Source organism: Myceligenerans cantabricum (assembly GCF_054777735.1).
Window position 1 is genome coordinate 201,625 of record NZ_BAAHAJ010000004.1, and the last position, 21,482, is coordinate 223,106.

Annotated in this window: 19 protein-coding genes and 1 pseudogene; 11 read left to right on the forward strand and 9 right to left on the reverse strand. The window is 66.4% G+C overall.

Translation table 11 applies throughout. The features are described 5' to 3' along the window. Positions 1 to 66 precede the first annotated feature (66 nt). Positions 67 to 1,515, reverse strand: a pseudogene (locus tag ACYU96_RS03260) (IS1380 family transposase); the annotation flags it as partial. 527 nt (positions 1,516 to 2,042) lie between these two features. Here ACYU96_RS03260 and ACYU96_RS03265 point away from each other — a divergent pair. The 5 genes from ACYU96_RS03265 (at position 2,043) to ACYU96_RS03285 (ending at position 6,991) form a co-directional block, all read left to right on the forward strand. Next, positions 2,043 to 2,456 carry a hypothetical protein gene (locus tag ACYU96_RS03265; protein WP_460749029.1) on the forward strand — a complete coding sequence of 138 codons (414 nt, stop codon included), beginning with the start codon at positions 2,043 to 2,045 and terminating at the stop codon, positions 2,454 to 2,456. Then, a complete protein-coding gene (locus ACYU96_RS03270; protein ID WP_460749031.1) occupies positions 2,456 to 2,974 on the forward strand; it encodes a hypothetical protein in 519 nt (172 codons plus the stop codon). Before ACYU96_RS03265 ends, ACYU96_RS03270 begins: the two co-directional genes overlap by 1 nt. Positions 2,975 to 3,332: 358 nt before the next feature. After that, the gene (locus ACYU96_RS03275; RefSeq protein WP_460749033.1) at positions 3,333 to 4,256 is read left to right on the forward strand and encodes a hypothetical protein; all 924 of its coding nucleotides are present in this window, start codon (positions 3,333 to 3,335) and stop codon (positions 4,254 to 4,256) included. Positions 4,257 to 5,005: 749 nt separating this feature from the next. After that, complete coding sequence (locus ACYU96_RS03280; protein WP_460749035.1) at positions 5,006 to 5,290, forward strand: hypothetical protein; 285 nt, start codon at positions 5,006 to 5,008, stop codon at positions 5,288 to 5,290. Positions 5,291 to 5,836: 546 nt separating this feature from the next. After that, positions 5,837 to 6,991 carry a toll/interleukin-1 receptor domain-containing protein gene (locus tag ACYU96_RS03285; RefSeq protein ID WP_460749037.1) on the forward strand — a complete coding sequence of 385 codons (1,155 nt, stop codon included), beginning with the start codon at positions 5,837 to 5,839 and terminating at the stop codon, positions 6,989 to 6,991. 284 nt (positions 6,992 to 7,275) lie between these two features. On the opposite strand, the gene ACYU96_RS03290 is transcribed toward ACYU96_RS03285, so the two are convergent. From ACYU96_RS03290 to ACYU96_RS03305, 4 genes are all read right to left on the reverse strand, one after another. After that, a complete protein-coding gene (locus tag ACYU96_RS03290) occupies positions 7,276 to 9,111 on the reverse strand; it encodes a hypothetical protein (protein WP_460749038.1) in 1,836 nt (611 codons plus the stop codon). A 50-nt stretch (positions 9,112 to 9,161) separates the two neighbouring features. Continuing rightward, on the reverse strand, positions 9,162 to 10,166 hold the full coding sequence (locus ACYU96_RS03295; protein WP_460749040.1) for a hypothetical protein: 1,005 nt from the start codon (positions 10,164 to 10,166) through the stop codon (positions 9,162 to 9,164). A gap of 93 nt (positions 10,167 to 10,259) precedes the next feature. Beyond that, on the reverse strand, positions 10,260 to 11,003 hold the full coding sequence (locus tag ACYU96_RS03300; protein ID WP_460749042.1) for a creatininase family protein: 744 nt from the start codon (positions 11,001 to 11,003) through the stop codon (positions 10,260 to 10,262). Positions 11,004 to 11,033: 30 nt separating this feature from the next. Then, entirely contained in the window at positions 11,034 to 12,239 is a 1,206-nt protein-coding gene (locus tag ACYU96_RS03305) for a helix-turn-helix domain-containing protein (RefSeq protein ID WP_460749043.1), read from the reverse strand. 345 nt (positions 12,240 to 12,584) lie between these two features. Here ACYU96_RS03305 and ACYU96_RS03310 point away from each other — a divergent pair, with 345 nt between their 5' ends. From ACYU96_RS03310 to ACYU96_RS03325, 4 genes are read left to right on the forward strand one after another with little or no spacing between them, the layout of a single operon-like run. After that, complete coding sequence (locus ACYU96_RS03310; protein ID WP_460749045.1) at positions 12,585 to 12,881, forward strand: hypothetical protein; 297 nt, start codon at positions 12,585 to 12,587, stop codon at positions 12,879 to 12,881. Then, a complete protein-coding gene (locus ACYU96_RS03315) occupies positions 12,878 to 13,258 on the forward strand; it encodes a hypothetical protein (RefSeq protein WP_460749047.1) in 381 nt (126 codons plus the stop codon). Before ACYU96_RS03310 ends, ACYU96_RS03315 begins: the two co-directional genes overlap by 4 nt. Further along, the gene (locus ACYU96_RS03320; protein ID WP_460749048.1) at positions 13,255 to 14,112 is read left to right on the forward strand and encodes an HAD family hydrolase; all 858 of its coding nucleotides are present in this window, start codon (positions 13,255 to 13,257) and stop codon (positions 14,110 to 14,112) included. Before ACYU96_RS03315 ends, ACYU96_RS03320 begins: the two co-directional genes overlap by 4 nt. Continuing rightward, positions 14,109 to 14,450, forward strand: coding sequence for a hypothetical protein (locus ACYU96_RS03325; RefSeq protein WP_460749050.1), 342 nt, complete (start codon positions 14,109 to 14,111; stop codon positions 14,448 to 14,450). Before ACYU96_RS03320 ends, ACYU96_RS03325 begins: the two co-directional genes overlap by 4 nt. Positions 14,451 to 14,555: 105 nt before the next feature. On the opposite strand, the gene ACYU96_RS03330 is transcribed toward ACYU96_RS03325, so the two are convergent. The 3 genes from ACYU96_RS03330 to ACYU96_RS03340 are packed head-to-tail and all read right to left on the reverse strand — an operon-like array spanning position 14,556 to position 16,116. Further along, complete coding sequence (locus tag ACYU96_RS03330) at positions 14,556 to 15,392, reverse strand: helix-turn-helix domain-containing protein (RefSeq protein WP_460749052.1); 837 nt, start codon at positions 15,390 to 15,392, stop codon at positions 14,556 to 14,558. A gap of 2 nt (positions 15,393 to 15,394) precedes the next feature. Then, a complete protein-coding gene (locus ACYU96_RS03335) occupies positions 15,395 to 15,916 on the reverse strand; it encodes a DUF6879 family protein (protein ID WP_460749660.1) in 522 nt (173 codons plus the stop codon). Beyond that, entirely contained in the window at positions 15,913 to 16,116 is a 204-nt protein-coding gene (locus ACYU96_RS03340; RefSeq protein WP_460749054.1) for a hypothetical protein, read from the reverse strand. Before ACYU96_RS03340 ends, ACYU96_RS03335 begins: the two co-directional genes overlap by 4 nt. A 100-nt stretch (positions 16,117 to 16,216) precedes the next feature. Here ACYU96_RS03340 and ACYU96_RS03345 point away from each other — a divergent pair, with 100 nt between their 5' ends. Both ACYU96_RS03345 and ACYU96_RS03350 read left to right on the forward strand, forming a co-directional pair. After that, the gene (locus ACYU96_RS03345) at positions 16,217 to 16,576 is read left to right on the forward strand and encodes a hypothetical protein (RefSeq protein ID WP_460749056.1); all 360 of its coding nucleotides are present in this window, start codon (positions 16,217 to 16,219) and stop codon (positions 16,574 to 16,576) included. After that, entirely contained in the window at positions 16,573 to 16,824 is a 252-nt protein-coding gene (locus ACYU96_RS03350) for a hypothetical protein (protein WP_460749057.1), read from the forward strand. The genes ACYU96_RS03345 and ACYU96_RS03350 overlap by 4 nt, the downstream gene beginning before the upstream one ends. Before the next feature lie 23 nt (positions 16,825 to 16,847). Here ACYU96_RS03350 and mobF read toward each other — a convergent pair whose 3' ends face one another. Continuing rightward, complete coding sequence (mobF, locus tag ACYU96_RS03355; protein WP_460749059.1) at positions 16,848 to 20,552, reverse strand: MobF family relaxase; 3,705 nt, start codon at positions 20,550 to 20,552, stop codon at positions 16,848 to 16,850. Between the last annotated feature and the right edge of the window lie 930 nt (positions 20,553 to 21,482).

Sequence of the window (21,482 nt, forward strand, 5' to 3'; positions counted from 1 at the left end):
GCCGGTTCCGGCCGGGGGTCGTGCGGTCGCTCCGTTCTGGTGTCGGCCCGATGGGCGGGGTGCTGGTCAGGTCACGGCGGGCAGGTTCGTGAGCCGATGCCAGGCAGTGGTGATCGCGTCGGTATGGGGATGGTCGCGGTCGAAGCGCAGCCACCTTGTGCGGGCGTGGCGGGCCAGCCGCGCGGGCAACCGGTAGACGAGCTCGCGCATCGTCGCTGGTTCGGCTTTCGCGAGGAGTACGTGGTCGTGGAAGGCGAGTAGCCGGGTCCAGACGTCGAGGTCGCGGGCGATGCCGGTCAGCAGGATCCACGCGGTGTTGATCCGCCAGGACACCGACGGCAGCAGGCCAAGGCCCGTGGTCTTCGCGGCCCGGACGTGGTCTTCGACGACGGCGTGATGGCGGTGCAGGACATCGAGCCACTGCGGGTGGGAGCTGCCCGGGATGCCACGCATCCGGCCGATGTTCGTCGCGGTCACCGCGTACTTCCAGCCCGTGCTCTTCTCCAGGGCTGTGACCTTCCCCGCGGCCTGGTCACGTGGTGCGAGCGGGACCCGCCGCACGATCAGGCGCATGCTCTTGGGCCAGCCGGGCCGCTTCGCCAGCCCGGTCAGCTCGGCGACGTGCCCGTACTTCGACCGGGCGGTGCCATCGGTGTCGTTGCTGGTCCCGTCGTGGTCGACGGCCTCGGCGATGGTGCCGTCCTGGTGGAGGTAGGGCGCCCACGCCCGCTCGGGCAGGGCCTTGATCGCCGTCTCTTCGACGCTGGTGATGGTCCAGCCGATCGTCCAGGCCACCCGACGCCGGGTCGTGCCCAACCGTTCGAGGTGTCTGATCGTGTCGTGGGACGCGCCGGCGCCGTCGATCCGCACCAGCAACTTGGAGTGCCGGCCCTCGTCCGGGACCTGAGCCAGGACCTCGTCCAGCACGGCGACGTGGTCGGTGGCCGTGTTCGAGCCCGCGTTCCCGGGCCTCGGCAAGATGCTCAGGGACTCGCCGGTGTTCGCGATCCACCCGCCGAGGTGGTGGTGCCCGAACCCGCCCTTGTAGGTCCCCGTCGCGTTCTGCTTACGGGAGTGGCAGCCCACGATCGTGGCATCCAGGTCCACCACGACCCACCCGTGAAGGCGTTTGCCGCCGACGTGCAGCCACGGGAACCCGCCCGGACGCGCGGCCAGCAACCGCCACAGCGTCCTGCGGCTCCGGGCGCGAGCGCGCGACAACCGCTTCAAGGCCCGCTCGTCGATGGAGTCCAGGGTCCGCCACAACGTCGAGTCCGACCCGCACGCCCCGAACGTGCCGGCATGCCCGGCGAGCAGCCGCTCGACCTGGGACAGGTTCCTGGCCCCCGCAGCGATCGCCGACGCCGCACCCACCAGCACCGCTCCGCGGCAGATCCGCTCGACCCTGCCCGGCCCGAAGGCCTCGGCGATCCGCGCGGTCAGGCCAATAGCGTCGGCGGTCTTGCGCAGCAGCACCACCCCGGCGTCCTTGACCAGGCCGCGGCCGTCGGCTGTGACTTCGAAACGCGTGTCCCACGCGGTAGTCTCGGGCGCCGAAAGGGTGTCCTTCCCTGCTGTTCAGATGTGGCTCTCGACAAGCACATCCTTGCAGGTCAGGACACTCTTTCCTCGTTCATGACCTCATGCCTCACGAATGATCGAGGCTAGAGGGTGGGGCGGAATGTCTCGCGGTGTCCAGCGGGTTGGTTGGGCACCGCGAGGACGTTGGGATCTCGCTGTTCCTGCGGACGCGCGGCGCGTTGGTGAAGGCGGCGGGAGACGAGCTCAGAGGGTGCTCGTGTGTACCCAATGTGTACCCGGGCCTCCCCCGCGCATAGCGGAGACTGAATGCTCCCTGGCATCGTCAGCCCGGCGAACCGCGCCAGCACGCCGAACGGTTCCCCATGATGTTCGGCCAGTGCGCTGAGTGCAACGACTCCCACAGCAGCAGGTTCTGGCGGGTGGGGTGCAGCCCTCGGGCGTTCCCTCGTCACGCGCCCGGGCACCAGGACGATTCCACATCGCTCTGTCATGCTTCGCGCGTGGACCACAAACCGCCGAACGACCCGGCGCACCCGTACACCGTTCCCATTGGCGCCAAGGATTTCGCGATTACCGAACGCGGCTGGGAGCTTGTGGGCTGGCCAATGCTCCTGCGCATCGCGTGGCTCGTACCCGACGACGCCAACAGCACCCCGTATGTCCTGGACGACGCTGCTGTTGACGACCTGCGCGAGGCGATGGAGCGAGTGTTCAATTCTGGCGTCGAGGTCACCGACCGGGCCAAGATGATCGATGTGCTGTCCTACGACAAGACCGGGATGACCACGAGTGGGTTCAGCCGCGACAAGGTATGGGTAGCCATTGACGCCCTCATTGCCGCGGGGCACCTGGCCGAAGGGTCCCGTCGATTCGGCCTGCGGTCAGTCATTCTTCGCCTGTCGGCTCCCTCCTGATGGACTGGTCGATAGTCGCCTCATCCGCCGTCGCCGCCGGGCTCGTCTCCGCCGTGGCCAACGGGCTGTTCGCCTGGCGGCGGTCCGTTGTCGAGACGCGCGATCGACGCAACGAGTCCAGGCGGGCTTACCTGCGCGAGGCGGTGGTGGACTTTCTCGCAGCTGAGCGTCTGCGTTGGGGTAGGGACTTCGCGCTGGCGATGGTCGGCCGCAGATTTCGAGCTGCCGACGAAGGAAGTGCTGAGCGAGCGAGGGCGAGCACGGAAGCCCCGGCGATCGAACGGGAGCTTGAGCACGCGAGACACGACGTCCACGCGGTCATCGCGCGGATACGCCTCTACTCGGCCAACCTTCACAAACGCGCACTTGATGTGATGGAGGTCGCTCGCGTCCCGACCTCCGACGCCATAGATGAGGAGCCTGAAAAGCTCGATGATGAGGATGTGACATGCCACGAGCTGGCGCTCACACGGTTCCTTGCCGAGGCACGCGCGGAGCTAGGTATCAAAGACCTATAGTCCGTATCGTGATCAAATTGGCCGTCCACACGCTGCCCGCATGAGCGACGGCTGTTTACCCGCCACTAGCCCGATGCCGGGATGCCGGTTGCGGACTGTGGCTCAAAGTACGCATGGCCGCGCAGGTCAGGCACCGCGCCGGTCGGCACGCCGGGTAGGTGCTGCTGCTGGGAAACCCGGCGGCACTGCTTGACATGAGATTGGCTGGGATCGTAGGAATTCCAACGATCCCAGCCGTTGGCACGCTCAGGTGCTCACGATTCACGCAGCACCCCTGCCCCTAACCACGACATGCTTCGACCGGGGTAGGAGTGGACAAGAGATTGCCACAGCGCCAGCCAGGTGCGAGTGTTGGAAGATGCCACTCGCCGATTTGCCAATTGCCGTCTATCGCCACCTGCCCAGGAGATATAGCGTCGATCCTTTACCTCCTGTGCACGACGGTCCCGTCTTCCACTACACGAGCGCCCGGGCGGCGATGGAAATCACGGCGTCGAATCGGTTCTTGGTCTCTGATGTGGCAGTAATGAATGACCCTTCGGAGCGCATGTTCGGGTGGAGAATTATCAAGCGTGTCTACGAGGACAGCAAGAGCAAGTTCAGCGAGCGTGCGCAACGCGAGTTTGAGGAGATCGTGGAGAGTGCACATTCCTGGAAATTTATGCCGAAAACTTTCGCGCTGTGCGCATCAAAGGTGGGCAACGATCTCAACCAGTTCAGATTGTACGGAGACTACCAGCTGGAGCTTCCCGCTGGAGTCTGGCAACAGAATCAGGATCGAGGAGAAGTGCCTGGCTACTCTCTAGCGGTGTGGCGGCCAGTACTGTACGGCGCAGCAGAATCGGAAGAAATAGCCCTAAAGATGCTTAGCGCCGCCGCCGCCGTCATAGACGATCCCGACGATCAGGAGTACGAAGACGAAGGCCTGATCGCCGCCTTCATGTTGGAGGTCGCCGCCTTGCATATGAAACATGACGCATATAAACCCGAGAACGAAGTTCGACTGATCTTCCAGGCAGGCATCAATGAGGGCGCAATTCCGAAGGTCCGAGAACGGGGTGGGCAACTTGTGACATTCGTCGAGGCTTGGAACCACCAGAAAGACATCCAGCCGATCCTGCGCGGGGTCATGCTAGGGCCCCTGGCTGGCGGGGATGCCGCACGCGCAGCGATGCGACTCCACCTGAAGAACTCGTTTCCAAAGCTCGTATGGCCACGGAACGAAGGCGACGGCTCTGATCCGATCCAGGTGGAAGTCAGCGATATCCCGTTCCGCGGGTAGCGACCGCCTCACTTCGCAAGTCAGCAAATACCAAGCAAATGCCCAACCACTCGCAGGCTGACCGATCGCTGCGCAACCGAGTCGGCGTACAGCTCGAAGTCGGACCTGCGGAATGGCCGAGGCTGGCCACGTTGGGAACGGTGGAATCTCAGGGTTTCCGCGTTGGCCAGTGCTGGTCGGATCGGGCTGGCGCCGGACATCTTGTGGACTTTTCCGGGACTCGGCGACGGACGGCGACGCCGCTGATCTTGGGTGGCAGGACTGCGAGGGGCGGAGAAACTGCGGGTCCTTCGCACGGTGCCACAGAGGATCACTGCCGTGTCGACCTCTGCCAGGTCAAGGCGCCGCTCGCGGAGCGCCCGGGCAGGCCCGCGCCCGGAACCTGGTTCGCCTGGTCTGGGCCGTCATACGATCTGCTGTCTGGCGGGCTGACATGGAATGGAGATGCTGAGTGAGTGCAACCGCGCTGTGCATCGACTTCATCACGTCTGGCCAGTTGCTCGGCGCTGGTCTGGATTCGAGTCCTGATGCTTGGGACCGGGCATTGGGTGGCGCCGACTGGCCGCTCATTGATGTGCGAGGGCGTCGGATGCGGCGCGACTACGGGTTGATCGAAGTCTCGTTCGAGAAGTGGGACAAAGACTGGAGCTGTATCCGACGCGAGCGTCCACGCGCATCGCCTACGCGGCGAACGGGCGCTGCTGGTGCCCCCAGAAGTCGAGGCGACGTACGGGCCCATCGAACCTGTCGTGGCCTTCGCCGAGATTCTGGAGGAGACACTGGCCAAGGGCGCCTTGGTCGAGCTGATCGCCGATCGCGACACGGAACTGCATTCTCGATACTGGTTCCCAAGATCTGAGGTCATCGTCTCCGTTCAGGGGCCAAGCCACGACGCACCAGGTTCCATCTGGTCCGCCGGTAGGGCACGGGACGCTGCGAACTGGAAGAGACCCCATCCTGACTCGGGTGCCGACCACTTCGTTCTGGCACCTCAGGCGAGCGCCTTCTGGAGTCAGAAGTTCGAGGGACAGTGACCCTGGATGGGCACACGGCCGGGTCCCAGATCCGCATGGCAGACCAGAGGGGGCTTGCATCGGAGCTACATCCGCGCCTGAGAAGCGGCGGCCGACGCTGCACAGCCGCGACCCGCACAACAAGCTCCATCGCAGTTCACGGCAGCAAAGAGCGGACGAGCCGGCTAATACGCCGGGTAAGTGCTGCTGGGCACGGCTGAACATGGCATCGGCCGGGATCGCTGTGGCACCGATGCTTCAGCTCAGGCTGGACCGCCTCACACTGATGCAACGCCACATCCTCCAAGTGGTCCTGCCGATCTGGGCATCGGCCAACTCGTGGCTGAGCACCATTCCTGATGCCTTGGCTCGCCACGGGCTCAGCTGCAGCCGCACCGAGATCAAGACAGCCTCACCACCACGTAGCCAGCAGCACCGACGTACCGCGCTCGCCCACAGGACCCGGGTGAATAATCCACAAGTCCTTGTGCTGGACGATCGCGCCTGCCAAAATTGCTGTAATGGTCCCGTAATGAAGCGAGACCGATCGACCATAGGGGAATCGTGATGGCAGATCTCGTACCAATCCAAGTCTTCTTGAGTTATGCGCGAAGCGACGATGAAGAGTTCTCGTTTGTGGACCCGTTGGTCAACAAGTTAAAGGCGATCGTCAAGGCAAAGAGCGGTCGCGCGCTCAACGTATTCGTCGATCGCAACGAGATCGGTTGGGGAGAAACCTGGCGCGAGCGGCTACGGGAAAGCGTTCTCGGCGCGACGGTATTCATGCCATTGCTGACGGCAACCTATCTTGAGCGCCCGGCCTGTCGAGAGGAATTCCTGACATTTCACTCCAATGCAGAGGTCTTGGGGGTGACGGAACTCCTCCTTCCAATTATGGTCTTCGATTCTCCACTATTCGGCCCAGAAAGTCCTGACGAGATCGCACAGATCGCGGAATCCCTACAGTACAAGAGCATCGAGGACGCGTTGCTCGCGGGGTTCAACTCTCCGGAGTGGCTGACGCGGATGTCAGAGTTGGCCGGATCGCTCATCACCGCACTCATGCGTGCTGAGGCATCCCTTGCGAGTCAAGCCTTTGCGACAGGCGGTGAACCCTCCACCAGCGAAGTGTCTCAGGATCAGAGCAGCAATGGTCAAGGTCTTGAGTCGACCCAGGACGACGCCAACCTCGGCGGAGCGGGTATTGCTGAGTATATGGTGGCAATCGAGGAATCAATTACCGAGATGACCAGCGCTGCCAACGAGTTTACGCCAGCGCTGGACCAGTTCAACTCGGCCACAGGGTCAGTTGGGAGCTTCCCAGATAACCCAAAGCCGAAAGATGTCCAACTCTGGGCGATGCGTCTTGCTACCGCAGTCAAGGAACCTGCTGCAGAGCTGGAGACTTGTGGTCGGCAGTTGTACTCGGCCACCAAAGGTCTGGACGAGTCGATCATTGGTATTCGGCAAGTAGCCTCGGGCATCGAGGATGAGGCACTGCGCGCTTCACTTGAGGGCGGTCTGAACGGGCTTCTCGGCAAGCTCGGAGATCTTGACGAAGTCGAAATTTCGATGAACGAGACCATCGCCGTGATGAAGCCTGCTGAACTAATATCGGTCCCTCTCCGAAAAGCGCTAGCACCGGCCCGTCGAGGACTTACGGCGGTACGCGATACTGTTCAGATGATTTCCTCATGGCGGTCATCTGACGACGAAGCTTAGAAAGCCTCACTCCCTGGCGATTCGCGACACGGGGCCTACGTTGGCGCTTGCCTACGCGCTGCACCATGCACTGGGCGAGTCGCTGTTCCCATGGTGCGACCGCCGGCGGATATCCGGCGGAATGAGCGGTAACCAACGAGCATGCGCATATCAGATCCCGGCCAATGGAGCAGGTCGAACATAGTCCCAAGTCCCATATGCCCAAGTGTCCAGCGGGCCGAGTGGCTAACCGAGTCCAGTAACGGATGAACTGCGGCGCTCTATTTGTTGGGCGAATGCTGGAGTCACCAAGATGGGTCGGGCAGAGTCCATATCATGGGGTGGACGTCAGGGGCCATGACAACCTCCAAGTGTTCCAGCAAGCGGATGCGAAGGCTACCGCGAAGGCGCGCTTCGTCGACCCTTGTCCGTTCCTCGCGGCCGACGATTTCGTCCATCTCCTGCTGAGAAAGTTCGCTGACTCCGACGATGACATGCAGATCCTCAAGAGGCTCGTCGCCATCGATGTTCGTCGCCAATGGACGTAGATGCACCGTTGGGAGACCCTGTGGGGAGAGCAGCGCGACGTAGGCTGGTCGATCGTCATACACACGCTTGACCAGGGCTGCCGTGACGGGATGAGGTGACTGATCCGTGACGCCCGCAGGGCGGCCCGTTAACAGCGCATGCGCCTGGTAACTATTTGTCACAACAATCGGGCTTGAAGATTGAGCTGCGGAAATGGCTGCTTCGAGTTCATTAGCCAGCCCGTCGAGTGTTGTCTCGGCTGCTCCTGAGAGATCGCCCAGGGCCCGATCAAGGATCCGATCTTGCTCGCCCCGAACGAGCCCATCCACGAGATCGTCGGCGAGATTAGCGGGATCGGCGAATACGCGGGTCTTGGCGAAGTACCATCGTGGAATCAGCGTGTCAAGGCCAAAGTTGGGCTTGGTGGGCTCCGCGGAGAGATCGCCCGGTGTGAGGAGGGCTACAGTCAGCGAATTTTCCCGCTCAGTGCTGAGTTTTTCCCGGAGGGCGGTTCTGAACGCCGAGACCCGATCGGGCTCAACCGGGAGTTGTGAGTTGTTCTCTTCGACGATGACATCGCTCTGCTGGACAATACCGACCAGATGTTCCTTCAGCCTTTCGAACTGGTTGTCCGGCAACGCAAGGGCTGCTTGTGCACCTGCGAAACTGCCCCCCTTAAAGGAGTCAATGACAGCCATGAGACGGCGTGCGACATCGATATCGTCCTCGCTAGTGGGGTCCAGTTGCTCCCAGATGAGACGCGCACCACCTATAAGCATCAGAGCCAACAACATATACGTCCCGATTTGGATGGAGCCCCCACGCACTGGACCCCGCCCGTGCAGCTCCCACCAATGCAGGCCAAGTTCACTCTCCAGGTCGTCGGATGCGCGAAGCAGCGGTACGAATGCCTCACTACCCTTGAATGCCTGAGTGATCTGATTGCAGACCGCTTTGAACGAGTCATCCTGCTCGCCACGATCAAATCGATACAGGATCCATGCATACAGGGCAAGAAGGCCCGCACCTGTCACTGGATTGATGGGGCCCCTCGCAGATGTGCTTCCGTAGAGGAAGTACTCGATTGCTACGCTTGCGGCGTCAGTGTCCCCAGACTCAATTGCATGCTTGATGATTTGCAGAAACGTTCGGGTGTAGATCACGCCGGCGCCGCGAGAATCCGACTCGTCTTTCCGGAGGCTCAGATAGAAGTTCCCGAATTCGGATAGGCGCAGTAGGAGTGCGTCTTGCCGTGCGGTGGCGTCCCGACTGGGTGTGGATATTTCCTGGATCCAGGCAGACTCAACAAGGGAAAGAATATGGCCGAGTGCATTAAGAACAGCCCGGTCTGCACATGTTTCAGCGACTCTGCGCACCCATGAAATTACGTCGATCCACAGCAGACGGGAACTGCTGGCTGCCACGCTATCGACCACACCGTGTAGGTCCCGGAGAACCTGCTCCCATTCGCGCCCTAGAGGAAGATTCGGACTCGTCTCGTTTCCGGCTGCCACACCCAATCGGAGTTGCTCGTCGAGGATGGCCTCGATGACGTTCTTGTAGACGTCAAGGCCATCCTGTACAACACCCGCTTCGCGCCGCTCGATGGCCATTACTACATTATCTCGAAGAGCTGCAAGGGACGATTCGAATGCCGGACGTGTCATGACCTACCTGCCCAACGAATGGTGTTTTCGAGCCGAGTCTGCAGCTTCGAGAGATCACCAGTGAATGAATCAAGATTCTTTAGAAGGAAGATCTCCTGCCCTGCCTCGGCCAGAGAGCCAATTGCGAACATAATGCGAAGTTCGGGCGCGCTCTCAGTCGATGGCACCCCTGGACCGCTCGGCGCATCGGACGCGGTGAATGCGCTGGCATCCTCACCGGCGATATCTCGCACGATGTCTGCCAGAAGGTCGATATCGACGTCCGCCAAGGTCCCGGAGCGGTCCGCGGTCACCACGACCTTGCCGTCGAGCGTTGCGGTACTGCTCCAGTGCCAGTCACGCTGCACGATGGCGTGGAGCCGAGTCTCGGCGACTGCTCGCGCGTGCGCCTCCCTCATGCTGGCCCGCAGGTCGCGAAGAAGTGCCTCTTCGCCGAGGCGGAGGGCCTCGCCCGGACTTGCATATACCCTGCCGACTCGGGCATAGGACCGACCGATCCACAGGATCGTCAGAGCCACAATAGCAAACTCGACCACCGCGGACTCGGGCTGAGTCAGAAACAAGGCCGCGGCGCCGACTTGTATTGCCCCGGTGATGGAAAAGGCCAGCACTGGCCGGAACTGGCTCTCCTCGAACAGTACTTGCCGAACACCTCGCGAAGTGACGACGGGTTCTGAAGTCAGCTGCATCAGCACAGCAAGACCTGCGAAAGCGATGGATGCGAATCCTGCCAAGACCTGCCAGGAAGCGACGATGGCCGCCGAAGGATCTTCAATGCTGACGGCGGGTATGCTTGGGAACAATGTGATCACGCCCGAGGCCCAAGCGACGAGGAAGACGCTGGCTTGGACGAAGCTGCTCCAAGTGAACGGGTGAAGATTCCATGAATTGCGGAGCGCCATGGCGTGCTGTCGGATACGTTTCGAGTCCGATGTGGTCTGGTGCTCGATCTCCCACCGGATCTGTTCAAGGAGCCAACGTGAACCAGACCCGTGCTTCATGCGGCGTCTCACATGACTCCTTCACTCCCATGCGGCCAGACACTGGCGTCGCGGTGTTCATGGGGATGTGTGATCAGGTCGCCGGAGACCGGATCAGGCGTGGGCTGGACGAGCTGTGGCTCCGGTGAGGATAACTTCGAGGTGGTGGGCGAACCTGGCGACGAGAGTACCGAGGACCGCGGCGCCCTTGGTGGCGGTCGCTTGGGACGGGAAGCCGATGATCCCGTTGGGTGTGTATGCCTTCATCCCCAGAAGGGTGAGGTGTTCCCGATCGGGGGCGTCGTGGTCGTTGCGGGTGTACGTCTCGTGCACGGCGTCGGGCGCGGCATGTAGCAGGATCGAGGTCTCCAGTTCGCCGCCGTGCATGTCGGCGCCGTGACTCGACATCAGACCTGCCTCAGCCCGGGCTGCCTTCCAGTCGGCGGCACCGGGGAACAGTGCCACCGCCGGTCCGGCGACGTTCGCCTCCTGGGCGAAGTTCGCCAGGACGTAGTTGCCGCCGTGGGCGTTGACCAGAACCAGACGATCGATCCCGGCCCGGGCCAGTGACCGGCGCACGTCGTCGATCACCGCCGTCAGTGTCGTCGCGCTGATGCTCACCGTTCCCGGCAGGCCGGGCATGCCTTCGTGTTCGTGGGAGCAGGAGATCGTCACCGGGGGTAGGCATAGCAATCCGTATCGGTCGCAGATCTGCTCGGCGATAGTGGTCGCGATCAGGGTGTCGGTCGACAGGGGCAGGTGGTCGCCGTGTTGTTCGAAGCTCCCGACAGGCAGTACCGCGACCCGCGGGCCGGAGCGCGCGACGTCGGCGGCGCTTGCCTGGGGCAGGACGTTCACGTTGGTGATTCCTCTCGTGGTTCCGGGATTTCATCTTCGCAGGTTCAGTGTCGTGTTCAGCACGTGCCGAAGGTCCGCTCCCGCGATCCGGGCGCCGGACTCCTGAAGGATCTCCGAGGCCCGGTACAACTCCCGGACCGTTCGTGCCGAGTGGGTACCGGCTGCGATCTGGAGCGACTCCTGCGCGATGTCCAGGGCGTCGTCAACGGCGCCGGTGCGGGCGTGGGCGACGGCGAAGCGTGCCAGCCCGAGGCCGAGGTCCCGCCGGAACTCCGGACGCCACTGCACCAGGCCCTGCTGCAGGACTCCGAGGGCTCGGTCGGGTTGGCCGAGTTCCACCCAGCAGTGCGCGGCCTCCATCTCGATGTACTCGCTCGTGCAGTACCGGGCAATGTCCCGATCGTCTGCCGGGTCGGCGGCAAGCTCCCGAGCGGCATCCAGAGCTGCGGCACACGCTGCCCAGTCACCGAGCGCAGCATGCGCGTGGGCTTCTTGCCGGGCGGCCAGGGCGTGCATCCGTGAGGAGATGTGCGCGGTGTTCTGGACGGCGGCCCTGGCGAAGTTCAGGACCATATCGGGCCGACCGGCGTCCTGGGCGATGTTGCTCTTGCGCATCAGCACGTAGGAGATCAGGTCAGGCCGCTTGACCTCGGTCGCCAGGTCCAGGGCTCGGTTCGACCATCGCATCGCCGCGCGCAGGTTGCCGTCGTCCTGGTGGAGCCAGCCCAGGAACTCCGAGAACCGCGCCCCGACGTACAGCAGATAGCCGCGCGCGGGCTCGGCGGCGGTCTCCAGGAGTGAGTCGATGAACGCGGCCTGGGTCTCGGCGAGTGGAAGCATCGGCCGCGGGCCGGTCATGTTATCGGTGGTCGAGTACTGGAGCAGTGTGGCCAGAAGCGAGTCGGCCAGCGCGGCGTCCCTCGTGCCGGTCGTGCTGGGCCTGCGGACTCCGCCTGGCAAGGAGATCGGCCGTTTCGTGCGACTCAGCGGTGCCGGGTCGGCGGGGGCGAACCAGAGCAGTTCGGCCGGGATCTTCAGCGCCTGCGCGTACGAGCGCAGGCGGTCCAGGTCGGAGACCTTGTTGACGCCGGACTCGATCCGACTCAGCTGCCCCTGCGTGATCCCCAGCCACCGGGCCACCCTCGTCTGCGCCAGGGCGCGGTGCCCGTGCTGCGGGTGGCGTCGGTATGCCGCCACGACCACGCCCATGTCCTGTGTCGAGAGCGCGTCGCGCATCAGGTCAGTCTCCCAGAAGGCCCGGTCCAGCTCGGGCGCTCCCTCTCCGCCGCCACGCCGGGAGCATGCGGCGCATACCGGCGAGGTGTTGTCCGTCGCCAGTCGTGCCGCGCAGCCGGTGCAGTACCGCGAAGTCGTCACCGCCTGCACCTCCCCTGTGACGCCCGTCATACAAGACATGTCCACCGTAGCGTCCCCGCGCTCGAACATGAGCGGAGCGCATAGAACCTATGCGCGCCGTGCCGTACACCCGGCGCGTGTCCCTTCATAGCGTCGGAGGCGTTCAGACAGCTGCCCGACCCGACAGCCCGCTCGAACCCGAGCACGGCGTCGTGAGGAGGACCGATGAGGATCAGGAAGCAGGGCCCCGAGTCGCTGGCTCGCACGTTCGGTGTCGTCATCGAGACCCTGGCGGCCGTCGGACTGGAGCGGATCGGATCGGTCACGCTGACCCCACACCGGATCAGCTTGGAGCCGCGGGATCTGGCCGAGGGCGAGCAGATCGCTCAGGCGCTGGGGTGCAATCTCCCGATGGATCACCGGATGCTCACGCCGGGATTCACCGACTGGTCCGGCGAGGTCGCCAGGCTTGAGGTTCATGTCCGCTCGGCCCTGCGTCGGCCGCTGGGAGCAGCGCAATGAGCGCGCCGAGCCCGGTCGCGGTCGCGTACTTGTGCGCCCGCGAAGACGGGGCGCTGGACGCCCAGCGCGACGCAGTGACCAAGTACGCCCGAGCGGAGGGTCTGGCTCTGGCGCAGGTCGTGACCGATCGGTTCGACACGTTCACGATCAGTCAGGTCGTTCAGGCCGTGCGCTTCCACGACGCCTCGCTCCTCGTGCTGCCGGGCGATGCCCGCCTGGCGACTGCCCGGCACCGCCTGGTCCACGAACTGGAACCGGACGGGGCCGCGTGCACCGTTCTGGGCGAGACACCCGATCAGGCGGCAGGCCGGGCCCGGCTAGCTGACGCGCTGCCTTCCCGCATCCCGGTAACTACGACGACGGAGACAGCCCGATGAACACCAGCACCCAGGCCACCGCAGAGCGCTTGTTGATCGCAATGGACATCGACGGGACGATCTGCCCCAGCGGCACGACCGATGTCCCGGACATCACCAAGGACGCGGTCGCGGACGCCGGCGCGGCAGGCCATGACGTGGTCCTGGCGACGGGCCGGTCTTTGGCCGGCGCGCTGCTCGTGGCTGCCGTGCTCGGGCTGGACGGGACGTGGATCGTGGCCTCCAACGGCGCGGTCACCGCCCGTGTGGACCGGAACTGGCCGGGCGCATACCACATCGAGTCGGCCAGCACGCTCGACGTCGAACCCGTCCTGAGACTCGCCCGCCGCTTGTGCCCGGGCGTGCGGGTTGCGGTGGAGGAGATCGGGTGGGGCTATCAGACCTCGGCTCCCTTCGATCCGGGGGAGGTCAACGGGCGACAGATGGTCGTGTCCGACGAGGAGCTTGCCCTGGAGCCCGCACCACGCGTGATCCTGTCCGCGCCGAACGCCGCCACCCTGCTGGCCAACCCGCTGCGCTCTTTGGGCGTGACCGTCAACCAGACCTCGCCGTCCTGGCTGGATATCACTCCCCACGGCCTGTCCAAGGGGACCGCGCTCGATGAGGTCCGCCAGCGCCTCGGCATCGCTCCGGCGAACACGGTCTTCGTGGGCGACGGCGCGAACGACGTCGAGGCGATGACATGGGCGGCACGCTCCTGGGCGATGGGTCACGCACCCGCCCTCGTACGTGACATCGCTGACGACGTGACCGGCACGCTCGCCGAGCACGGCGCGGCGGCCGTACTGCGCGGCCTCCTGGCCAAGCGCGTCCCGCCCGGGGCCGCGCACGCGATGACGGGAGCGGTGTCATGACGCTCACGGCTGCGACGGCCGATCTCGTCCGGCAGGTACGCGGGCTTGCCCACGAGCTCCACCCGCGCCTGTACCCGGTCTCGGTCCGAGTGCGCCTGGCGGGAACGGGCCCGGCGCTGGCGTTGTGCGAGGTGTGGACTGGGGACGGGGATGCGATGTGGGTCCGTCGCTGCGACCTGCCCGCCGCCGTCGGGCGCACCATGCTCGACCTGGAGGGAGCACTGATCGAGGCCGGGTACGTCTTCGACCTCACCGAGGAGCGCCGTCCGAAGTGGCGGTACGACGCGAACGGGTACGGGACCTACACGCTCGACATCACCCGGCCCATCCCGGTGTGAGGAGGAGAGCGATGAGCCAGTCCACGCGCCACGGAGTGGTGATCGGCGCCCGGTGAGGTGGAATGAGCCACACCACCGAAACTGGTCGGCGTTGTCGTGCGCGCATCAATCAAAGTCGTGTGCGACTCGCCGGAGCATCGCGCGTGTGTCGTCGCCTGTGAGGGCTGCGGCCCAGAGGTCGGTGAAGGCGCGTTTGTAGGTGTCGGCTTCGGGTCCGGTGTGTCGGTGTTCGCGGCTGATGGTTTCGATAATGGCGAGATCGTCGAAGATCTCGAACTCGTGCAGCGGGGTCACGGTGAGCGGAACTCCGAGCGGCAGCACGGCGATGCGGACGTTGGCCTGCTGGCTGGTGGCGATGAGTCGTTCGAGCTGGGCGCGCATGACGTCGGCGGGGACGAGGCCCAGGCGGAGTACGGTCTCGCTGAGCAGGTACTCGAATCGGCGGGGGGTGTCGAGGAACGCTTGGCGCTTCATGCGGTTCTCAACGGCGGCGTCGACGTCGTCGGTGGGGGCTCCGGCCTGGCGTGCGGCGATGGTGAGGATGCAGCGCGCGTACGCGGGGGTCTGGAGGAGGCCGGGGACGACGGCGGTGTGGAAGCCTCGCAGCAGCTTGGCGCGTTGGACGAGCGCGAAGTAGCCGGCCTGGACGGGTGCCTGCCCGCCGCGCATGCGTTGTCGCCAGGCGTGCTGGTCCTCGCGGGCCTGGTCGAGCAGACCGAGCAGGAAGACGCGTTCGTGGTCCGGGCCGCCGGTCGCCTCGACCCACGCGGTGACGTCTGCCGGGGAGGCGTTCTGTCGTGCGAGTTCGATGCGGGAGACCTTGGATTGCGCCCAGCCGAGTGCGCGGGCGAGGTCGCCGCCTTTCATGCCTGCCTGCTCACGCAGGGCGCGCAGTCTGCGGCCCAGCGTGAGCAGGTGATCGGGTCCTTGCTGCGGGTCCACGGTCAGGTGGCGGCGCGCAGCGCGAGCTGCCACCACTCGCGAGCCTTGCTGAGTTCGGCCGGGTCGGTCACGAGGTAGCTGGTCGCGACGCCTGGCTTCTCGTAGGTCATGCGGATCAGCGCGGTGTCGTCCAGAAGCCACCAGTCGTCCGGCCCGGCCACGTTGAGCCCGACAGCGGCCACCCGTTCCGGCGTTGTGTAGTGCATGACTTCGCCGGCTTCCTCGTTCCACTGGCCCACCCAGCGCACCCACCGCTGATAGTCGGTCGGCGGGTCCTGGTGCACGCGCACCCGCTCGACCCGCACACCCCGGGCGGTCTGGTCGCGGATCTGGTCGCACCAGGCGACGAAGTCGGGGACCTCGGTCGGTGGCTGTGGCTCGCCACGCAGGAACGACGCGAATGCCTCGTCCTCATAGCCCACCGCGTAGGTGGGCTGCTGTTCGAGGCGGAACGCGGTCGAGGCGACGGTGCGCAGGTAGTCGGCGAATTGATCGGGAGCGAGTGGCGTGGCCTGCGGGGTCAGAGCGCACCTCGCAGCCGGTCGAGCACGTTCGCGGGGACCACGACGGCGTCCTCACTGTCGGCCAGGTCCCGCAGCCGCGCGCGGGTGTCTTCGTCGAGCCGGGCGCCTTGGACGACGTAGTCACCGCCCGTGGTCCGGTAGAGGGCGGGGCAGTTGCCGCCCGTGCTGTTCTCGTCCTTCCACATGAACTCGATGTCCATCGGTTCCTCCATGGGTTGCGACGTGACGTGCCGGTCTGATTTTGCGTCTGTGCGCGCAAAATCATGTCACAAAGCGACGCACAATGGAACGCTCGCGAATATGACCACCGCGCCGCGAGACGCCCCGCTGCCGATCCGCCATCTGAGCGAGACCCGCTGCTACGCGCCGGACTGCGATCAGATCGCCGAGATCGCCGAAGCGTACTGCTGGCAGCATGTCGGCGCGGACGACTGGGTGGAGCGCCTGCGAAGGGGCGAGCGGACGACGGCAGAGGCCGGGCGGGAGACGCTGATGCCCGGCATGCGCGTGCAGATCGCGGTCGGCCGGTTCGCGGGCGCGCCCGGCCGCCTCATCGCTGCGGGCCCGGAGCGGGCGGCCGTAGATCTGGGCGTGGCGATCGACGGCGGCAACGGCGTCATCGTCGTGCCAGTCTCGACGGTCCAGGGGTTCGAACAGTGACGGCCGCATACAACGTCACCGACGGCCGGGACGGCGGCGACAACGTCGATCCGGCCGACCGTCCGCCGCACCGGTGGCAGAAGGGCGACCGGGTGCGACGCGTGGCCGGGCCCGAAATCTTGCTCGGTTCGGTCGGGACCGTCGTCGAGGTAGACATCCCGGGGATGTGGCCGATCCGTGTGCAGGTCGACAGGAGGATTGGGTTCGGGGCGGTCCTCTGCGCAGCGGACGAACTGGCGCGAGAATGACCGGGGCCAATACAGCGAGCGCGTCAGAGTTCGGGGCCGTGGTGGCTTCTGTCGTGTGAGTGTGTCGGAGGGTCACTGAGGGACAGTGGGTTGGGCTGGGCGCGGCGGAGCGCGCTGGTGGCGCGTTCGGCGTCGCGTTGCTGGACCAGGGTGGTGGGCGGGTCGCCGAAGGGCTTGTCGCTGGTGACGCCGTGCTTGTCGCGGTAGGCGGCAATGGCAGTGACGGCGCGCAACCATGCGCCCTCGCCGTGTCCGATGGGACGTGGCGGGAGGTGGCGGGTCCAGGGTTCGCGGGCCTGGATGGCGTGTTCGGCCAGGGTGCGGGCGCGCTGCTCGATGAGGCTGGCGCGCTCGTCGAGGGCTTGGCGAGCGTCGTCGGGGAGGGGCCCGAGGGCAGCGGGGATGAGTCCGGCGATGTAGCGGGGTCGGCGTGCCCAGCCGGGGCGCTGGGTGGCGGGGTGGAGGCGGTGGTGCAGGACGGCGGCGACGTCGTCGGCGTCGTGCAGGCTGCGGGCAGCGACCAGATGGGGCAGGAGGGCTTCGATGTCGTGTCCGCCTGCTTCGGCGCGGCGTAGTTCAGCGGCCAGGACCCCGAACGCATCGGAAGTGACCACGACGCGGGCTGCGGCTTCGGTCAGGTCGCCGTGCGTGATCAGGGCGCGGCCGACGAGCTGTTGCCAGCGCGGGCGTTGGGCGTGGGTGGCGATGGTGTCGTACTCAGCCGAGAGCTGCCGGATGCCGGTCCAGAACTCCTGCTCGACGCGCATCGCCTGATGCGCCGACGGCTCCGCACCCTGACGACGCAGCACGCGGGCCAGAACGCTGGCGGGCGTGGGCTCCTCCTCGATCTCCGGGGCGCCGGGCGCGTGGGTGTGGTTGGGGTCGGGCTGGTCGGTGGGGATGTAGGCGTGGTTCGCGTGGCGGCCTCGGGTCAGGGCCACGTAGGCGTTCTCGCGGGTGGCGGTCGGGCTGAGCAGGACGCGTGCGGTATCGACAGTGATGCCCTGGGCGCGGTGGGTCGTGACGGCGTACCCGAGTTCGAGGTGTTCGGCCGCGTAGGTGGCCGGGAGCGTGACCGTGGGCGCGTGCTGGTAGCCGTGACGGCGGACCTTCACCGAGCCGTCATGGTGGACGGCGACAAGGTTCCAGCGGTCGCCATTGCGGACGTATCGGCCGGTCGAGTCGCGCAGGTCACGCCGGTTGCGGCGGGTGATGACGGTCTCGCCCCGCAGGGCGTGGGTGCCGTCGTGCAGCACGGCCTCCCGACCCAGGCTGCCCGTAGAGGTGAGGAGGCGGTCGGCTTGGGCGCGTTCATTGAGCGACCGCACCTGTTCGCCTGTGTCGGCGATCAGGATGCTGGACCGTCCGGCGGCAAGATCCTGCTTCCAGTCGGTGTAGGCGGCCTCCAGCATCGTGTCGGTGTCTCCACCGTGTAGCCGTCCGTGCCACTCGTACAAGCCGACCACGTCGGTGTCCCCCTTGCGCAGGCGCAGGGAGGCGCGTTTCTCCCAGTCGTGGTGGAAGCGGTGGATGTCCAGGAGTTCGGGTACGTCGCCGGTGAGGTCGTCGCGGTGCTGGACGAGCAGCGAGAAGGCGCCGCCTGCGTTGACGGCTTGGAGTTGTGCCCAGTCCCCGACCAACAGCACCTTCGCCCCCGTCTCGGTGGCGTGGGAGACGATCCGGTCCAGGGTGCGGGTTCCGGCCAGGGTCGCCTCATCGAGGATGACCAGGTCCCCCGCCGTGAACGACGCGCTGCCCTGCGCGTGCTCGTAGAGCCATTTGGCGGTGTTCTCACACCCGATCCCCAGGTCGCCGGCCAGGTTCTCCGCGGCTGCGGCCGACGGCGCCAGCCCGATCACCGACCCGATGCCATGCGCGTGGGTCCAGGCGTCTTTCAACACGCGCATCGCGGTCGTCTTGCCCGCCCCGGCAGGGCCCACGAGCAGGTCCAGACGGCGGCCGGACGTCGCCACCTGAGCAAGTGCGGTCGCCTGTCCCGCATCCAACCGCACCGGACCACCCTTCTCGCGGCCCGCTGTCGTCGCGCGGGTCGCCGCCGCGCGGAGCGTATCCACCTCGACCGTGGGCGCCGTGCGCGTGATGGCGTGCTTCAGGAGGCGGGCTTCGGCGTCCAGGAGATCCTGCGACGTGTACAGGGTGGCGTGCTTCGGGCGCAGGCTGCTGGTCCCGTCGCGGCGGTGCAGGACGGCGGGAGTGGAGGCGAGCTCAGGCGGCGTCAAGGCGATGGACCGCCGCTCGGCTTCCTGGACGATCGCACTGACGACCTGTTCTCGCTCGCCGGGGGTAATGCGCCAGGGCCGGGTCTGGCGTTCGACCTCGGCCCACAGGTTCCACCGCCGCCAGGTCGCCCGCTTGTCCGAGACCACGTCCACCACCCGCGCGGCGACCTCGGCCAGGACCACGTCCGGGACCTGCGCCGCGCCGTACATCTTTGCCGCGCTGGTCGTGCTGGCCGGATCGCCGCTGCGGGTAGCCGGTCCTTGCAGGATCGTGCGGGTCCAGGCGGTGGCGTCCTTGCCCAGGATGCGGCTCGCGCGCTCGTGCCACTCGCCGGTCAGGTCCTCCAACGATCGCAGCCGCTTGGGCGGCCGGGTCGCCAGCGTCGCCTGGCCGCGTAGCTTGAGCATCGTCGTGCGCGACGGCTCGCGGCCGTGCTTGGCGATGTAGTAGTCCCGCAGCTCGTCCTTGGCCACGTCGATGTCCCGCGACCGGCCGGAGAACGCGCGGATCAGGTTCTCCGGTACGCCCTCGATCTCGAACCCGGCGGTGCGGTCCGGGCCTCGGTTGCGCCGGTCCCAGGACACGCCGAGAGCGGCGGTGAGTCGGTCGGCGAGAACGCCGTTGTAGTGCTCCGAGGCCGCCACGATCGAGTGGTGCAGGCCGCGAGAGTCCAGCGTGCGCCACTTTCCGTCGCTGCTGGTCTTGGCCCGGTTCGCGATCACCACGTGCGTGTGCAACTGGGGGTCATTCGAGCGGGAGTCCCAGTGATCGAACGCCGTAGCCGCCACGCCCTGCACGTCGGCGAACGACGCCGCGCCGTCTCCGGCATCCGTGCCCATCCTCGTGACAGCCACTTCCCTTTCCAGGAGCGTGACCGTCTCGGCCATGGCCTCGTGATGCGCCGCCTCGATCACCTCCCGGATCTCCCGGTCGGCCAGACCCCACAGCACCGACACAGACTTGGGGACCGAGAACGTCAGGTCGAAGCCCGCCACGGCCGTGCGCGGCCCCGCGACGGTCTCCTTCTCCACGATCGCGGCGACCGCCGCCTCCCGCTCCTGCTCGGACAGCCCAGCGTCCAGCGCGTCGACTTGATCGGCAATGCGTTCCCCGACCGTGCGGTAGGACGGGTAGCGGCGCCCGAGCTGCTGGCCGGTGACCGGGTCACGGCCCTGCCCGAACAGCAACTCCATCTGCTCACGCGAGACCGGGTCGCCCGCCGCGATCTGTCCGGCCCCGAACTCCCGCACCCCGGAACCGAGCCACACGCCCGGCGGGGTGCCCGGCTGCGTGTAGTACCGCGCGGTCGCCGAACCGCCATCAGCCTCGACATCACCCTTGCCGCGCGCGGCGAAGCCGCCGCCCGCCCCGAGGCCGGGCAGGCCGCCGCCCGGCGCGTCGGGGCGTTCGGCGTCGCCGTGGGCGACCGACCGCAACAGGTACTTGTACCCGTCGCCCGCGCTCATCATCCGGATCGAGACCGTCACCACACACCCCCGATCCCGCGCGCCAGACCAGGCCGCCGACCGGCCCGGAACCGCGCCGATCCGGCCCGCGTGCGGTGGGGGACGTCGCGGGGGACGCCCGCCACAATTGGCCAAAGCGTTTCTGCTTCAAATGGCATCAGCGTTCTCCAACGATGCGTATCCACTACTGCCAGACGTGTGTCCAGAAGGAGGAGGGCGGTGAGAGGAAGGTGCAGGGCGGGCGACAGGGCGGCTGGGAGGCGAGAGGCGGAGCTTGGGGCGGTAGAAGCGGGGCTGATCGGAGAGGCGGTGCGGGTCTGAGGCGGGGACGTGGAGGGGTCGAGAAGTGGCGGGGGCGGCAGATCGATAGGGCTGGCTGGGATAGGGATCATGGGCAGCCGGACGGCGGCCTGTCGGTTCCGGCTCGGGCGTGCGGGCCCATTCCCCGCGCCGATCCCTTCGGCGCGGCGGCTCATGACTCGCTCACCCCCATCACGGCGAACAACGTCGGCTGCACCGCATCCGCCGTCGGGCGGCGGGCCGGCCGGCGGCGTGGGCGGGACGCGCGACCCGACGGTGCGGCGGCATCGGTGGGGCGCACGGGACCTGCACGCTTGGCGGTCCGGGCGGTTCGCGTGGGCCGTGCGGCCGATGCGGGTTCGACGGGCCTCGCGGCGGGTACGGGCTCTGCGGTATCCGTGAGACCCGCGGTACCTATAGGGTCGGTCTCGGCCGAGGTGCCGGGTGCGGCGCGTAGCCGCCAGTAGGTCTGCTGCGCCCGGCCGAACCCGACCCGGAACGTGTCAGCCACCTTCCGGCGGGCGTTCTTCACCGTCGAGGCCGGGAACCCCAGCGCTCCCCCAGCCTCGATCACCTCGCCCGCCAGCACCTGGTCACCGCGCGCGGCCAGGTATCCGGCGATCCACTCTTTCGCGCCAGACGGCCGTGCAG

Coding starts and splice junctions, on each gene's coding strand:
- ACYU96_RS03305 (WP_460749043.1), bottom strand. CDS start 12,239: ATGCGCGACGCGCTCTCGACACAGGACATGGGCGTGGTCGTGGCGGCA.
- ACYU96_RS03290 (WP_460749038.1), bottom strand. CDS start 9,111: ATGGCCATCGAGCGGCGCGAAGCGGGTGTTGTACAGGATGGCCTTGAC.
- ACYU96_RS03320 (WP_460749048.1), top strand. CDS start 13,255: ATGAACACCAGCACCCAGGCCACCGCAGAGCGCTTGTTGATCGCAATG.
- ACYU96_RS03315 (WP_460749047.1), top strand. CDS start 12,878: ATGAGCGCGCCGAGCCCGGTCGCGGTCGCGTACTTGTGCGCCCGCGAA.
- ACYU96_RS03295 (WP_460749040.1), bottom strand. CDS start 10,166: ATGAAGCACGGGTCTGGTTCACGTTGGCTCCTTGAACAGATCCGGTGG.
- ACYU96_RS03310 (WP_460749045.1), top strand. CDS start 12,585: ATGAGGATCAGGAAGCAGGGCCCCGAGTCGCTGGCTCGCACGTTCGGT.
- ACYU96_RS03275 (WP_460749033.1), top strand. CDS start 3,333: ATGCCACTCGCCGATTTGCCAATTGCCGTCTATCGCCACCTGCCCAGG.
- ACYU96_RS03270 (WP_460749031.1), top strand. CDS start 2,456: ATGGACTGGTCGATAGTCGCCTCATCCGCCGTCGCCGCCGGGCTCGTC.
- ACYU96_RS03325 (WP_460749050.1), top strand. CDS start 14,109: ATGACGCTCACGGCTGCGACGGCCGATCTCGTCCGGCAGGTACGCGGG.
- ACYU96_RS03340 (WP_460749054.1), bottom strand. CDS start 16,116: ATGGACATCGAGTTCATGTGGAAGGACGAGAACAGCACGGGCGGCAAC.
- ACYU96_RS03285 (WP_460749037.1), top strand. CDS start 5,837: ATGGCAGATCTCGTACCAATCCAAGTCTTCTTGAGTTATGCGCGAAGC.
- ACYU96_RS03345 (WP_460749056.1), top strand. CDS start 16,217: ATGACCACCGCGCCGCGAGACGCCCCGCTGCCGATCCGCCATCTGAGC.